At 73.0% G+C, this 13,899-nt stretch carries 10 protein-coding genes; 8 read left to right on the forward strand and 2 right to left on the reverse strand.

Annotation, left to right across the window (positions count from 1 at the left end; genetic code table 11):
* Positions 1-122 precede the first annotated feature (122 nt).
* Entirely contained in the window at positions 123-602 is a 480-nt protein-coding gene (locus tag VFV89_RS17535) for a nuclear transport factor 2 family protein (protein ID WP_329707252.1), read from the forward strand.
* Positions 603-732: 130 nt separating this feature from the next.
* Here the strand turns inward: VFV89_RS17535 and eccCa are convergent, their stop codons facing one another.
* Positions 733-4,848, reverse strand: a complete 4,116-nt coding sequence (gene eccCa, locus VFV89_RS17540) for a type VII secretion protein EccCa (protein ID WP_329707253.1) — start codon at positions 4,846-4,848, stop codon at positions 733-735.
* A 117-nt stretch (positions 4,849-4,965) separates the two neighbouring features.
* On the opposite strand from eccCa, the gene VFV89_RS17545 reads away from it, so the two are divergent.
* The 6 genes from VFV89_RS17545 (at position 4,966) to VFV89_RS17570 (ending at position 11,343) form a co-directional block, all read left to right on the forward strand.
* Positions 4,966-6,342 carry a hypothetical protein gene (locus tag VFV89_RS17545; RefSeq protein WP_329707254.1) on the forward strand — a complete coding sequence of 459 codons (1,377 nt, stop codon included), beginning with the start codon at positions 4,966-4,968 and terminating at the stop codon, positions 6,340-6,342.
* A gap of 138 nt (positions 6,343-6,480) precedes the next feature.
* Positions 6,481-6,807, forward strand: a complete 327-nt coding sequence (locus tag VFV89_RS17550) for a WXG100 family type VII secretion target (RefSeq protein ID WP_329707255.1) — start codon at positions 6,481-6,483, stop codon at positions 6,805-6,807.
* Between the two features lie 31 nt (positions 6,808-6,838).
* Complete coding sequence (locus tag VFV89_RS17555; RefSeq protein ID WP_329707256.1) at positions 6,839-7,150, forward strand: WXG100 family type VII secretion target; 312 nt, start codon at positions 6,839-6,841, stop codon at positions 7,148-7,150.
* 113 nt (positions 7,151-7,263) lie between these two features.
* Positions 7,264-8,622, forward strand: coding sequence for a type VII secretion integral membrane protein EccD (gene eccD / locus VFV89_RS17560; RefSeq protein ID WP_329707257.1), 1,359 nt, complete (start codon positions 7,264-7,266; stop codon positions 8,620-8,622).
* A 13-nt stretch (positions 8,623-8,635) separates the two neighbouring features.
* Complete coding sequence (locus VFV89_RS17565; RefSeq protein WP_329707258.1) at positions 8,636-10,069, forward strand: type VII secretion protein EccB; 1,434 nt, start codon at positions 8,636-8,638, stop codon at positions 10,067-10,069.
* Positions 10,066-11,343, forward strand: coding sequence for a S8/S53 family peptidase (locus VFV89_RS17570; RefSeq protein ID WP_329707259.1), 1,278 nt, complete (start codon positions 10,066-10,068; stop codon positions 11,341-11,343). Before VFV89_RS17565 ends, VFV89_RS17570 begins: the two co-directional genes overlap by 4 nt.
* Positions 11,344-11,364: 21 nt before the next feature.
* On the opposite strand, the gene VFV89_RS17575 is transcribed toward VFV89_RS17570, so the two are convergent.
* On the reverse strand, positions 11,365-13,104 hold the full coding sequence (locus VFV89_RS17575; protein WP_329707260.1) for a lipase family protein: 1,740 nt from the start codon (positions 13,102-13,104) through the stop codon (positions 11,365-11,367).
* Positions 13,105-13,183: 79 nt separating this feature from the next.
* Here VFV89_RS17575 and VFV89_RS17580 point away from each other — a divergent pair, with 79 nt between their 5' ends.
* Entirely contained in the window at positions 13,184-13,654 is a 471-nt protein-coding gene (locus tag VFV89_RS17580) for a ribonuclease H (RefSeq protein WP_329707261.1), read from the forward strand.
* Positions 13,655-13,899: the final 245 nt, after the last annotated feature.

The following is a 13,899-nucleotide window of genomic DNA, read 5'->3' on the forward strand; positions in this document are numbered from 1 at the left end:
GGCCGGCCGCGGACGGGACGAACTCAGCGTGGCCCACGAAGATCGCCGGAAGGTTGACGCAGCATTGCCTGCGAGTTACATGCTCCCGGACGGCCCACAGAGGGTTGGACTACGTTGCGTCCGTGAGCGACGACCTGGCCGGCCTCGCTGCCCTGGTGTGTGAGGAGCGCGACGTCCGCGCGATCTGCGAGCTGAAGTACCGCTACCTGCGCACCCTCGACTCCAAGGACTGGGACGGCTTCGAGCAGTGCTTCGTGCCCGAGGCCACCGCCGACTACAACGGCCTGGTCTTCGACGACCGCGCCGCGCTCGTCGCCTACATGCGCGAGAACCTGGGCGAGGGGCTCGTCACGCTGCACCAGGCCCACCACCCCGAGATCGAGGTGGCCGGTGACACCGCCACCGGCCGCTGGTACCTCTACGACCGCGTGATCGTCGAAGCCGTCTCGTTCATGCTCGAGGGCGGCGCCTTCTACACCGACCGCTACGTGCGTACGCCGGACGGCTGGCGGGTCGCGCACACCGGCTACCGGCGCACCTTCGAGGCGACGTACAACCTCTCCGACCTGCCCGGCTTCAAGCTCACCGGACCCGGGGGGTAGCTCCGCTTGCCAGTCCCGGCTGCGCCGAGTGCGTCGAGTGACCCAATCCGCAGGATGGAAACGCTTACGTACCTGCCACATGGGTCACTCGACGGCCCCGGGACGTCAGCCGGGAAACCACAAGCGGACGTCAGAGCGACGGCTCGGTCCATGCCATCTGGACGACCTCCACACCGCGGTCGCGGGTGATCAGGCGGCCGCGGCCGGGTGGAGCGGGAGCGGCGCGCAGGTTGCCGAGCAGCGGGCCCTCGTCGGGGCTGCCGGAGAGCATCAGGCCGGGCATGGCCAGGTCGCGCAGCGACTGGATCACCGGCTCGTAGAGCGCCCGCGAGGCGCCGCCGGAGCGGCGCGCGACGGTGACGTGCAGCCCAACGTCGCGGGCCTGGGGCAGCAGCGGCTGCAGCGCCGCGACCGGCGAGCTCTGCTGGGTGGCGACCAGGTCGTAGTCGTCGACGAGCACGAACACCTCCGCGCCGGTCCACCACGAGCGGTTGCGCAGCTGCTCGGGGGTGACGTCGGGGCCGGGGATGCGGTTCTCGAGGTAGGTCGCCAGGTCGCGCAGTGCCGGCTGGGCCTGGCTCGCGGAGGTGAGGTAGTTGAGGAGATAGTCGTCCGGCACCTCGCCGAGCAGCGCCCGGCGGTAGTCGACCACCACCAGCTGCGCCTGCTGCGGGGTGCGGGTCCGCATGATCTCGCGGGCGAGGCCGCGCAGGATCGAGCTCTTGCCGGACCGCCCGTCGCCAAGGATCAGCAGGTGCGGCTCGGTCCCCGGGTCGAGCACGACCGGGGCCAGCTCCTTCTCGTTGATCCCGACCAGGAGCGGGTGGGCACCCTTGTCGGCGTCCTGCAGCATGGCGGGTACGCCGGCCTGGGCGCGCACGTCGTCGAGCGAGATCCGCTCCGGCAGCAGCCGGAGCTTCGGGCCGGGCGGTCCGGCCCAGGCCGCGGCGACCCGCTTGACCAGGTCGTCCACCCCGTCGCCGAGGGTCTCCGGCCGGGCGTCGCCGTCGATGCGGGGCAGCGCGGTGAGGAAGTGCAGCTTGCTCGCCACCAGGCCGCGGCCCGGGCGGTTCTGGGGGACGAGCGCGGCGATCCGCCGGTCGATCTCGGAGTCGAGAGGGTCGCCGAGCCGCAGCTCGAGCCGGCTGCCGAACATGTCCCGCATCGCCGCGCGGAAGTCGGCCCACCGGCTGGTGGCCGCCACGACGTGCAGGCCGAAGGTCAGGCCGCGGGTGGAGAGCTGCTGGATCTCCATCTCCAGGTCGTCGAAGTCCGCACGCAGCGTGCTCCAGCCGTCGACGACCAGGAACACGTCGCCGTAGCCGTCGTCGGCCCGCCCCTGTGCGCGCCGCGCCCGGTAGGTCTCGATGGAGTCGATGCCGTTGGCCCGGAAGTACCTCTCGCGCCGGTCCACGATCCCGGTCACCTCGGCGACGATCCGGCTCACCACGTCGGGCTCGGACCGGGTGCCGATGCCGGACACGTGCGGGAGCCCGGTCATCCCGGCGAAGGTGCCGCCACCGAAGTCGAGCACGAAGAACTGCGACTCCTGGGGTGTGGTCGTCAGCGCCATACCCGCGACGACCGAGCGCAGGGTCGTGCTCTTGCCGCTGCGCGGGCCGCCGACCACCGCGATGTGGCCGGCCCCGCCGGACAGGTCGACCGAGAGGGTGTCGCGGCGCTGCTCGCGCGGCCGGTCGACCGTGCCGAGGGGCACGACCAGGCCGCCCAGCGCCCGCCACTCCTTCGACACCAGGCCGAGCTGGGGGTCGACGGCCAGGTCCGGCATCAGCTCGTCGAGCGTGTCGGGCACGTCGAGCGGCGGCAGCCAGACCTGATGTGCCTCGGGGCCGTGGCCGACCATGTGCCCGACCGCGATGTCCAGGAGGGACTGCTGGTCGCCGGTCTCGACCGGCGTGGGCTCCGGCTCCGGCTCGGACAGCGGCACGTCGAGCTTCTGCACCTCCGAGATCGTGAACGGCAGGATGCCCTGCAGCTTGCCGCCCTCGTCGCGGCGTACGTGCACCCGGCCCGACGGCGGCCCGGAGACGTACGCCGCCTTGAACCGCTGCATCATCGCCGGGTCCGGCTTGAGGTAGGCGAGCCCGGGGATCGGCGGCAGCTCGTAGGCATCGGGGACGCCCAGCACCGCCCGGGACTCCTGCGCCGAGAACGTCCGCAGCCCGACCCGGTAGGAGAGGTGCGACTCCAGGCCGCGCAGCCGCCCCTCCTCGAGCCGCTGCGAGGCCAGCAGCAGGTGCAGCCCGAGCGAGCGGCCGAGCCGGCCGATCGCCACGAAGAGGTCGATGAACTCGGGCTTGGCCGCCAGCATCTCGGAGAACTCGTCGACCACGATGAACAGCGACGGCAGCGGCTGCAGGGGCTCACCGGTGGCGCGAGCCTTCTCGTAGTCGCGGATCGAGGCGAAGTTGCCGGCCTCGCGTAGCAGCTCCTGCCGGCGCACCATCTCGCCGGACAGCGCGTCCTGCATGCGGTCGACGAGGGTGAGCTCCTGGGCCAGGTTGGTGATCACCGCCGAGACGTGCGGCAGCTCGGACATGCCCGCGAACGTCGCGCCGCCCTTGAAGTCGACCAGCACCATGTTGAGGTGCTCGGGGGAGTGCGTCATGGCCAGCCCCAGCACGAGTGTGCGGAGGAACTCCGACTTGCCGGAGCCGGTCGCGCCGATCACCAGGCCGTGCGGGCCCATGCCCTGCTGGGCGGACTCCTTGATGTCGAGGTGCATGACCGATCCGCCGTCGCCGACGCCGATCGGCACCCTCAGCCGGTCGCGGGCCGGCCGGTGCTGCCACGCCTGGTCGGGGTCGAAGCGGTATACGTCGCCCAGCGCCAGCAGCTCCATGAAGTCGGCGTCGCCGCTCGACTCCGCGCTGCTGCTCTCGACCACACCACTCACCGTGTGCAGCGGCGTCAGCCGGCGGGCGAACGCCTCGGCGGTGGCCAGCGGGCACTGATCGACCTTGGCCCGGATCACCTCGTCGCGCAGCCGCAGCGCCTGCACCGGGTAGCGGCCGCCCTCGACGGGCTCGTCGGTCTCGAACTGCAGCCGCAGCCGGGTCGCGTCCTCGATCTCGTCCCAGCGGTCGGGCAGGTCGAGCACGGTGACGCCGTGCACGCCGTCCGGTGGGATCACGTGGTTGCCCGGCGGCAGCTCGGCGCCGTCGATGACGAACAGGATGTGCGGTGTCGCCGGCCGCTCCTCGGCGCCGAACCGCGGCCGCTCGCTGAGGTCGGCCGGCAGCATCGCGGCCAGCTCGTCCAGCGAGGTCGACACCATGCGGCGCGGCCCGACCGCGTCGGACTGCTGGGCGCTCTGGCCGTGCGGGAGCCACTTCACCCAGTCCCAGTGGGTGAGGTTCTGCTCGGTGCTGAGCACGGCGACCACGAGGTGCTCCGGCGAGTGGAACGCGGTGGCCGAGCAGATCATGGCCCGGGCCAGGGAGCGGGCCGGCTCCTCGGGCCCGCAGACCTCGATCCGGTCGAAGGCGCGCAGGTCGACCGAGGCGGGCAGGTCGGGCTGCAGCCGGTGGACGACCAGCAGCCGGTGCAGCGCCGAGGCGGCGGCGGGGTCCACCTGGTCGATGGGGGCGCTCTCCGGGGGCACCAGCTCGAGCGAGAGCGGCTGGTGGCACACGCCGTAGCGGACGTGCAGGAACTGCTGGTCGCCGCTCCCGTGCTCCCACACCCGGGTGCGGTCCTCGGCGATCGCGGGCAGCGCGGACGGGTCGGGGTGGTGCCAGCTGAGCGCGCGCCGTTGCTGGTCGGCGGCCTCGCGCGCGAGCTGGCGGACGTTGCCGAGGTAGCGGAGGTACTCCGAGCGGGTGCCGGTCACCTGCTGGATGCGCTGCTTGCGCTGCCGGTCGATCTGCACCACGACGAAGCCCAGCGTGGCGAAGAGGAACATCCCCGCCGCGATGTACTGGCGGCCACCGGCGGCCGCGCCGCTCATCGTCGCCACCAGCACGATCGAGCCCAGGGAGCCGAGCATCGGGATGGCGTTCATCAGCACGCCGCTGGCGCCCTCGGCCTGCTCGATCTGGGGCGGCGGCTGGAGCTGGAGCTGGCCGTGCGGCATCTCGGGCTCGTCGACGCGGCCGCCGCGCAGCGTGCTGGGCGTCGGGCCGGAGGTCTGGCTGAACGAGCCGGTGACCGAGAGCGCCGGGGTGAGTCCGCCCGGCCCGGTCGCCGCGCGCGGCGGCAGGGCGGGTCTGTCCGTCGTCGTCACAGCACTCCTCTTGCCCGAGCAAGCATCCGTCCGATGATAGGCGTGCCCTCATCGGGGGAATCAGTCATCTAGTCTGCCGATGGGTCCGGCTCGGGACGGCGAAGGCGGTGGTGACCGGTGGCAGGCACTGTGGGCGGGCGGCGGCTGGCGCACAGCACGATCGCGCTGACCGTGCACGGCCCGTCCGGCGCGCTCGACCTCGTCGTCCCGCCCGAGGCGTCGGTCGACGACGTCGCCCGCGAGTACGCCGCCAGGGCGGGGCTCAAGTTCGCACCCACGCTGCACAGCCGGCTGGGACAGGTGCTGGTGGCCGACTCGTCGCTGGCCGAGCTCGGCGTGCGCAGCGGGGACGTGCTGGCCGCCGGTGGCGCCGTACGCCGGCGCTCGGGCGACCACGTCCCGGAGGAGCCGGAGGCGGCCCCGCCCGGAGCGTTCTCGGCGACCTGGTTCACCGTGGCGGTCGCGGTCGCGGCCCTGGCCGGCTGGTTCGGCTCCCGCGCCGGCGGGCTCGACACCGAGCAGGGAGAGGTCACGGTGGCGCTGCTGGCGTTCTCCGCGCTGCTCGGCGTCATGCCGCTCGGCCGGCTGAGCGCGCACCGGATGGTGGCCGCGCCGGCGTTCGCGGCTGCCGCCGCCTTCGCCGTCGTGTGGGCGCCCGAGCCCGAGCGGCTGCCGACCGTCGTCGGGGTGACCGCCCTCGTGGCCGCGGTCGCGGCCGGGGTCGCCCGCGCCCTCGACGTCCAGGGCGACGAGGCGCTGCGGGTGTGGATCGTGGTCGGCGTCGGCCTGTTCCTCGTCACCGGTGCGGCCGCGTTGGTGCACGCCGACCAGCGGGTCGTCTGGAGCGTGCTGCTCCTCATCGCCACCCTGGCCGCGCGGTTCGTGCCGGCGCTCGCCGTCGACGTGCCCGACCAGTACCTCATCGACATCGAGCGGCTGGCCGTCACGGCCTGGTCGGCCCGCGACCGGCCGCGCGGCCGGCGGGGCCGGACGGTGGTGCCGCCCGCCGCGGTCGCCCACGTGGCGAGCCGCGGCTCCCGGATCGTGACCGCGTCCGCGGCCGGGATCTGGGTGGTCGTCGCCGTCTCCGCGCCGACACTGCTCGGCACGGCGACCCTGCCGGTGGACCGCATCGGTGCCCGGGTGATGACGGCGCTGTGCGGGGCGGCGCTGCTGCTGGCGGCCCGCAGCTACCGGCACCCGGCCGCCCGCACCATGCTCCGCGGCGCCGGGCTCACCTGCTGGGCCGCGCTGGCCGTCGTCCTGCTGCGTCTGGCCGACGCCCCGCAGGGCGTCGCCGTGGGCATCGCCGGGGTGCTGCTGGCCGTCGTTCTCGTCGTCGTGGCGGTCGCGACCGGCCGCGGCTGGCGGTCGGCGTGGTGGTCGCGCCGGGCCGAGGTGGCCGAGGGGCTGGCCGGCGCCGGCGCGGTCGCCTCGCTGGTCGTGGCGTCCGGTCTGTTCCGGGCCCTGTGGGAAATCAAGTTCCGGGTTTAGCGCCTGCGGGCTGGGGGAGAACGGGGGTTGTCCGGGTCACACCACGATCCGAGCCCCAGGGGATCCACAGGGATCCACACCAGGCAATCACAACTCGGGTGGCTGCGACATGCCGCTCACAGGAAGGGATGAGGCGACATGGCGACGCCAGAGATGAAGGCAGGCGACCGGACTCTGTCGCGGGCGGCGGGCATGGTCAACACCGCCAAGGGAGACTTCGACAAGCTCTCCGCCACGCTCTCCGACACCATCCTCGGCTACCAGGCGAAGTGGCAGGGCCAGGGCGGCAAGGCCTTCTTCGGCCTCCACCAGGCGTGGACCGAGAAGCAGAACCGGATCGTCTCGGCGCTCAACGAGTTCGAGCAGGCGCTCACCAACACCGAGCGCGACAACATCAGCACCGACCAGGCGCAGTCGGACAACATGGCCCGCAACCACAGCCGCCTCGACGGCATCCGCAACTGACGAGCACGAAGCAGCGAAGGAGACCAAGGACATGACTGGATCGGGCTTCGACGGCCTCGTCGTCAACCACGGTGGCCTCGATGAGGTCGGGCAGCACCTCTACAAGATGGTCAAGGACATCGACAACCGGATGAACGACCTCGAGCGGGACCTCGCCCCGCTGCAGAGCGACTGGTCCGGTAACGCCCAGATGGCCTACAACCAGGCCAAGACCAAGTGGGACACCGCGATCGCGGAGATGATGCAGCTGCTCAACGACACCAGCACCACGGTCGGCCAGTCCAACCAGGACTACCACGCGGCCGACGTGCGTGGCGCCAACCAGTTCCAGATCGGACACTGACCGGCTGAACGCGACGTCACAGAGGAGGACCGGCGCCCCGGGCGCCGGTCCTCCGTGCGCGTCTCGGCGGGCAGTTACGTACCATCCCAACCGTCGACCGCTCGGGAGGTGACATGAGTCAGGCACCGGTCAGCACGTCCGGACTCGTGCGCGTCACCGTCTCCTCCGGCACCCGGCGGGTCGACCTGGTCCTCCCCGGCTCGGTGCCGGTGGCCGAGCTCGTCCCCGAGCTCGCCCGCAGCGTGGGGCTGCTCGACGCATCCACCGCCTACGGCGGCTACCGGATCGTCACGGCCGAGGGCCGTGAGCTCGCACCCGAGACAGGGCTGATCACCCAGGGCGTCGAGGACGGCGGGCTGCTCGCGGTCTCCGCGGGCGTCGACGAGGCCGCGCCGCGCGTCTACGACGACGTCGTCGAGGCCATGACAGACGTGGTCGAGCGCGACCTGCGGCCGTGGTCTCCGGCCTCTGGGCGGCGTACCGCCCTCGCGGCGGCCGGGCTGCTGATGGCGCTCGGCGCGGTGGCGCTCCTGATCCAGTACTCCTCGCTCCTGGCCGGCGTCGCCGCCGGCGTCGTGGCCGTGGCGCTGGTGGCCGGCTCCATCGTCCTGTCCCGGGTGCAGCACGAGCCCGAGGCCGCCGTGGCTGTGGCGTGGATGGGCGCGGTCTACGCCGCGCTGGCCGGGCTGATGCTGGTGCTTCGCCAGGACAGCGCCTTCTTCGGCTACCCGGTCGCGTGCGCGGGTGGCGGAGCGTTCCTGGCCGGCCTGGTGTGTGTGGTGGGCCTGGGCGAGGGCCGGACGCTCGCGCTCCCCCCGGTGGTCGTGGGCGCGATCTTCCTGGCCACCGGGCTGCTGACCAGGGCGGGCTCGTTCGACCCGGCCGTGGTGCTGACCACAGCCCTCGCCCTGGTGGTGCTGGCCGGCTCGGTGTTCCCGTGGCTGGCCCTCGGAGTGACGGGCACCAGGGTCGACCAGCTGTTCGCGCCCGCCGACATCACCTCCGACCCCGGCGAGATCGACCCGGCCCGCGTGGGCGCGGATGCCCGGATCGCCCACCAGATCCTGGTCGCGATCTCGGCGACCGTCGGGCTGCTGCTCGTGCTGGTGGCACCGCTCGCGGTCAGTCTCGGGCTGTCCGGCACCCTCCTCGCGGTCGTCTCCTGCCTGGTCGTGATGTTGCGGACCCGCCAATATCGCACCGGCCAGGAGGTCCTGGTCGGGCTCGGCTCCGGCATCCTCGGCCTCGCCTCGGTGGCGGTGTCGCTGCTCTGGATGCACCCCGACTGGCGGCCGACCGTGGCGGTGACGTTGGCCGCGACCGGCGCGGTGCTCCTCGCCCTCACGCTGGTGCCGGGCACTCCCTCACTGCGCCGCGGCCGCCTGGGAGATCTGGCCGAAACCGTCTGCCTCCTCGCGCTGTTGCCGCTGGTGGTCCTCGCCACCGGCATCTACTCCGCCATCCGCGGTTGAGGGGCGGCAGCAGATGGCTACCAAGAAGGACCTCGTCGAGGCCTACTCGTTCTCCCGGCGCCGGCTCGTCACGGCGTTCCTCTCCGGCGCGCCCGGCGGCCGCGAGGTGGAACCGTCCCGGCCCGGCCGCACGATCGTCGGTGGCCTCGCGCTAGCGGTGCTCCTGATCGCCGGTGCCGCGATCGCCTCGGTGCTGGCCTCGCGCACCCCGGAGGACTGGAACCAGGTCGGCCTGGTGGTCACCTCGGGCGACCAGCCGGCGACCTACGTCATCCTCGACGTGTCGGACCCGCCCACGCTGATCCCGGTCATCAACATCACCTCGGCCCAGCTGATCCTGGGCGCCGACGTGAAGGCGACCTCGGTCGACCAGGACGTCGTCGACGAGCAGACCCCCGGCACCCCCATCGGGATCCTGGGGGCGCCGCAGACGCTGCCCCGCCCGGACCGGTTCATCGAGACGGGCTGGACGGCGTGCACCGACGACGGGGTCGGCATCGCGATGGACGTCTCCGACGACCCGTTGGTCACCCGCACGACCAGCGGCGCGATCGTCGTGCGCAGCGCCGACCAGGACTGGCTCATCGCGACCTCGAGCGCCCGAGAGGGCAACGACCGGCGCACCTACCGCTACCCGATCTCGGACGACGAGGGCGACCAGCTGCTGGTCGACTACGACCTCGGCCAGAGGGCCTCGGCGATCGACGTGCCCCCCGCCTGGCTCGCGCTGTTCCCCGAGGGCGGTGAGATCGGCGCGACCGGGTTCGACGTCCCGCACTTCGGTGAGCCCGCCGCCGACTCACCGGTGCCCGGGGCCAGGGTCGGCGACTACCTCGTGCTCGGCGACGGCCGGGGCGCGATGGTGGTCGACCACGGCTACCAGCCGCTGGACCCGTTCGCGCTCGCGGTCCTGCAGAACCTCTCCGGTCCCAGCCAGGTCGAGGGGCCCGCTCCCACGACGTACGCCGACTCGACGTTCCTCAGCTCACACTGGCCGGAGACCTCGCTGAAGCCGCTCAACTCCGCGCCGTGCGCGGAGCTCGACGTCGACAACGGGCGGGCCCCGCGGGTCTGGCTGGCCGGGCACCCGGAGGGTCCCGCGGTCTCGCCCGAGGCGGGCTCGAAGGACCCGATCGCCGCGGACGACCGGCGGGTGAGCTTCGACCGCGGCCACGGTGCGTTCGTCGCGGACGGCACCTGGGACTCGACGTCGAGCGACTCGGTCCTCGTGGTCGACCCGCTGGGGAAGGCCTACCCGCTGGTCGGAGGGCCGGCGACGCTCGAGAAGCTCGGCTACGACCCCGACCAGGCCCCGGTCGTGCCCGACGAGTGGGTCAGCCTGTTCGACCAGGGCGTCCCGCTGTCGACCGGTGCCGCGCTCTGCCCGCCGTCCGACCAGCCCGGGCGGCCGGAGACGGGCCCCGCCTGCCAGGCGCTTGCACAGTGAGGCTGCCGCTCGCCTGCCTCGCGGCGCTGGTGCCGGCCCTGCTGGTCTGTCCGACGGCCGCGGCCACGGCCGCCGACGGCCAGACGCAGGACTGCCAGGTGATCACCCGCGAGGACGCCACCCTCTACTCGACCGACCAGCCGAGCCTCCCGCTGCAGGAGATGGGCGTCGACGACGCGTGGGTACGGCTCCGGCAGGAGCACATCAAGCCCGGCCAGGGCGTCACGGTGGCGGTGATCGACTCCGGGGTCGCGTCGAGCGCACCGATCGCGATCGCCGGGCAACCGGTGGACGCGGGCAACAAGGTCCCGGAGCCCACGGACTACCACGGCACCGCGGTCGCGGGAGTGATCGCGGGTCACGTGCGGCCCGACGGCGGCGGGCCGGTCGGCATCGCACCGTGGGCGAAGATCTTCGACGTCCAGGTCTACGACGACGCGGGCGCCTCGACCGCCCCGGACAGCACCGAGTCGCCGATGACGGTCGACAACCTGCGTCGGGGACTCGACGCCGTGATCGCCGCCGTGCCCACGCTCGGGATCCGGATCGTGAACATGTCGCTCGCGATCCCCGACGACCCCGAGATCCGGGCGAAGATCGCCCAGCTCTGGGACCTGGGCGCGGTGGTGGTGGCGCCCACGGGCAACCGCTCCCAGGAGGGTCCCGGCGACCTGCCGAGCTCGTTCGAGACCCCGCAGCCGGGGGAGGACGCCGCGCCCTACATCCATCCGGCGGACTACGACAACGTCCTGGGCGTGAGCGTGACCCCGGCCGGCTCCAGCAACCCCGATCCGGAGCACTGGGTGATGGAGAACTCGACGACCGACGTGGCCGCGCCCACCGCCGGGGCGGTGTCCTACTCGCTGCGGGGGGAGTCGTGCGTGCTCACCGACCCGGCCACGTCGTACGCCGCCGCGGAGGTGTCCGGGGTCCTGGCGCTGCTCCAGTCGGCCTACGACGAGCCGGTCGCGACCTCGGTGCAGCGGCTGCTGATGACCGCGAACGGCCGGCCGGACATCCCGACCACGCTGACCGGGGCGGGCGAGGTGCAGGCGTTGGACGCGCTGACCCGACCGATGGAGACCAGCGGAGACGACCCCGGCGCGGGCGGCGTCGAGCACCAGCCACAGGTGCTGCGCCTGCCCGAGGAGCCCAAGGACGTGCTCGCGTCGACCCGGCACGACGCGGTGTGGTGGGGGCTCGTGGGCGGCGGCATCCTCCTGCTCGCCGTGGTCCTGCGCCCGGTGCTGGCGCGGCGGCGGCGTACGGGCTGACCACGACGCTTGCCTGACCGGTCAGCAGGTGGACGTGGCCGGTCTCCCGTCGAGCCGGTCCTGGGTCCATGCGAGCAGGTCCGGGATCAGTGGGGAGTCGTTGCCGACGACCCCGACGTGGTCGACGCCGGGGTAGGTCCTGTACTCGACGGTGCCGCCGAGCCCGCACCGTTGCCGGACGTAGGCCCGCTGCGCGCTGGGGAGGATGAGCCCGTCCGCCTCGCCCTGCGCGATGAACACCGGTGCGGAGATGGGGTCCAGTGGCACGTTCTCGGCGAGCCGCTTCCCCAGTGCGCCTTCGCTCGCGGGCCTGGAGAGGATCGACTTGTCGAAAAGGAGCGAGGTGATCACCGAGACGAAGACCTCGGGCTCGGCGAGGCACCGCGCCGCCATCTCGCGGACGGGGATCCGCGCCGCGGGGCGGACGTAGTGGTCGAAGTCCACGTCGTCATAGGTCGCGCTGTAGGCGTCCAGGACGAAGGAGGCGAACAGGCTTCCACCGGTGACCTCGTCGAGGTTGGCGATGAGGCCGGTGAGGTTGCCGGCGGGGGCGAGCGCGGCGACCCCGATGACGGTGTCGTCGGGGGCGTAGCTGTCGGCGAGCTGGCCGGTCCACAGGGCCGCGTGGCCACCCTGGGAGTGCCCCCACACGACGGTGCGGTCGTCGAGGTCGAGGTCGTCGAGCTGGTGGGCCGCCCGCACGGCATCCAGAACGGAGCGGCCCTCGCCCTGCCCGATGAGGTAGGGGTGCGGGCCCTCGGTGCCGAGGCCGACGTAGTCGGTGGCGACCATCACCCAGCCGTTGTCGATGACCTGGGGCAGGGCCGGGGTGGCGCCGGCCGTGAAGGGGTCGTCGAGCAGCGAAGGCGCACAGCCCTCGGCCGCTCCTGTGGTGCCGTGGGCCCACGCGATGACCGGCCGGGGACCGTCCGGCAGCTCCTTGGGGGCGACCACGAGAGCGGACGCGACGGCGGGTTCGCCCTCGTCGCGGGTGGTGGTGTAGAGGATCCGCCACGCCTGCGCGGTGTCGGGCACGGCCCGGTCGAACGGTTCGGTGCGGAGCAGCTGGCCGGGCTCGGAGGGCACGTGGTCGGGAGCGGTGTAGAACGCGTCTGGGACCGGGTTGCCGGCGTGCAGCTTGAGGCTGACCACCACCAGCAGGAGGGTCAGTGCCAGCCCGGCGGCAGCGCGCAAGACGTGCCACGACCGGGCGATGGCACCCGGCCCGGCCGGCTCGGCCACGGTGTCCGGCGTGGCTTCAGAACTTCGTGGCCGGACCGCGGCCCAGATCGTGGTGACGCCGAACCAGATCAGCCGGGCTCCGAAGATGACCCCGATGACGATCACCGTGACGTCCGGCCATGCGAGGGCGAGGATGCCGAGGAGGACGGCGGCGACGCCGTGGAGGACCGCGGCGAGCCGCTCGGTTGTGCTTCCTCGGACGGCACCGATCACGTCGAGCGCTCCGTCGACGATCAGGGCGACGCCGAGGAGGACCGCGATGCCGCGGATGCCCAGCCCGGGCCACCCGGCCACCACGACGGCCAGCGCCAGCCAGCCGAGGGCCTTGAGCCGGGCGACGGTCCGGTTCGCGGCCTGCGGGGCGTCGGTGAGCTCCCCCGCGGCCATCACGACCAGGGCGACCACGACGAGCAACAGGAGCACGGCCAGGGACGCGAAGGGCCGGAAGATGAGGACCGCCCCGAGAAGGAGGGTGAGAACCCCGACTGCCGCTGCGAGCCAGCGGGGCAGCACGTGCACGGTCGGACGCTAGTGGCTCGCGGGGGGCCGGAGCGAGGCGATGTCCGGTGCGCACTCGCCCTCGTCGTACCGTGCGCCCGTGACCCGCGCCCGCAGCCGCCGTCCCCGCCCCGCCGACATGGCCGTCCCCGAGGGCGCCCGGTGGGTCTACACCGACGGCGCCTGCTCGGGGAACCCGGGGCCGGGCGGCTGGGCGTGGGCGCTGTCGACCACCGACCACGCGTCCGGCCACGAGGCGGCCTCCACCAACCAGCGGATGGAGATCCGGGCGGCACTCGAGGCGGTGCGCTCGCTGTCCGGGCCGCTGCTGGTGGTTTCGGACTCGACCTACGTCGTCAACTGCTTCCGCGACCGCTGGCATGAGGGCTGGCAGTCCCGCGGCTGGGTCACCTCCGCGCGTACGCCGGTGGCCAACCGCGACCTGTGGGAGCCGCTCGTCACCCTGGTCGCCGAGCGCGGTGACGTGGCTTTCCGGTGGGTCAAGGGCCACTCGGGCGACCAGATGAACGACTTCGTCGACGCCCTTGCCGTCGCCGCCTGCCGCAGGTGACGGTGGCAGAGGGCAGGCACTGCTGGCGTACCGCTGGTCGAGCTTGTCGAGACTCCGCAGGGTAGGCACCCGGGGGAGTCCCAGCGTCGGGTCGCCCGGCTTCGAGGCTCGGCGCTGGGGCGCCTCGCACCTCAGCCACCGTGGCAGGCACCTGCCGGCGCACCGCTGGTCGAGCTTGTCGAGACCTCCGCAGGGTAGGCACCCGGGGGGGTTCCAGCGTCGGGTCGCCCGGCTTCGAGGCTCGG

This window comes from Nocardioides sp., assembly GCF_036274455.1.
Classification (GTDB): Bacteria; Actinomycetota; Actinomycetes; order Propionibacteriales; family Nocardioidaceae; genus Nocardioides.

Excerpts from the sequence above, each read along its gene's own strand:
- VFV89_RS17555 (WP_329707256.1), top strand. The coding sequence starts at position 6,839 with ATGACTGGATCGGGCTTCGACGGCCTCGTCGTCAACCACGGTGGCCTC.
- VFV89_RS17550 (WP_329707255.1), top strand. The coding sequence starts at position 6,481 with ATGGCGACGCCAGAGATGAAGGCAGGCGACCGGACTCTGTCGCGGGCG.
- VFV89_RS17565 (WP_329707258.1), top strand. The coding sequence starts at position 8,636 with ATGGCTACCAAGAAGGACCTCGTCGAGGCCTACTCGTTCTCCCGGCGC.
- eccD (WP_329707257.1), top strand. The coding sequence starts at position 7,264 with ATGAGTCAGGCACCGGTCAGCACGTCCGGACTCGTGCGCGTCACCGTC.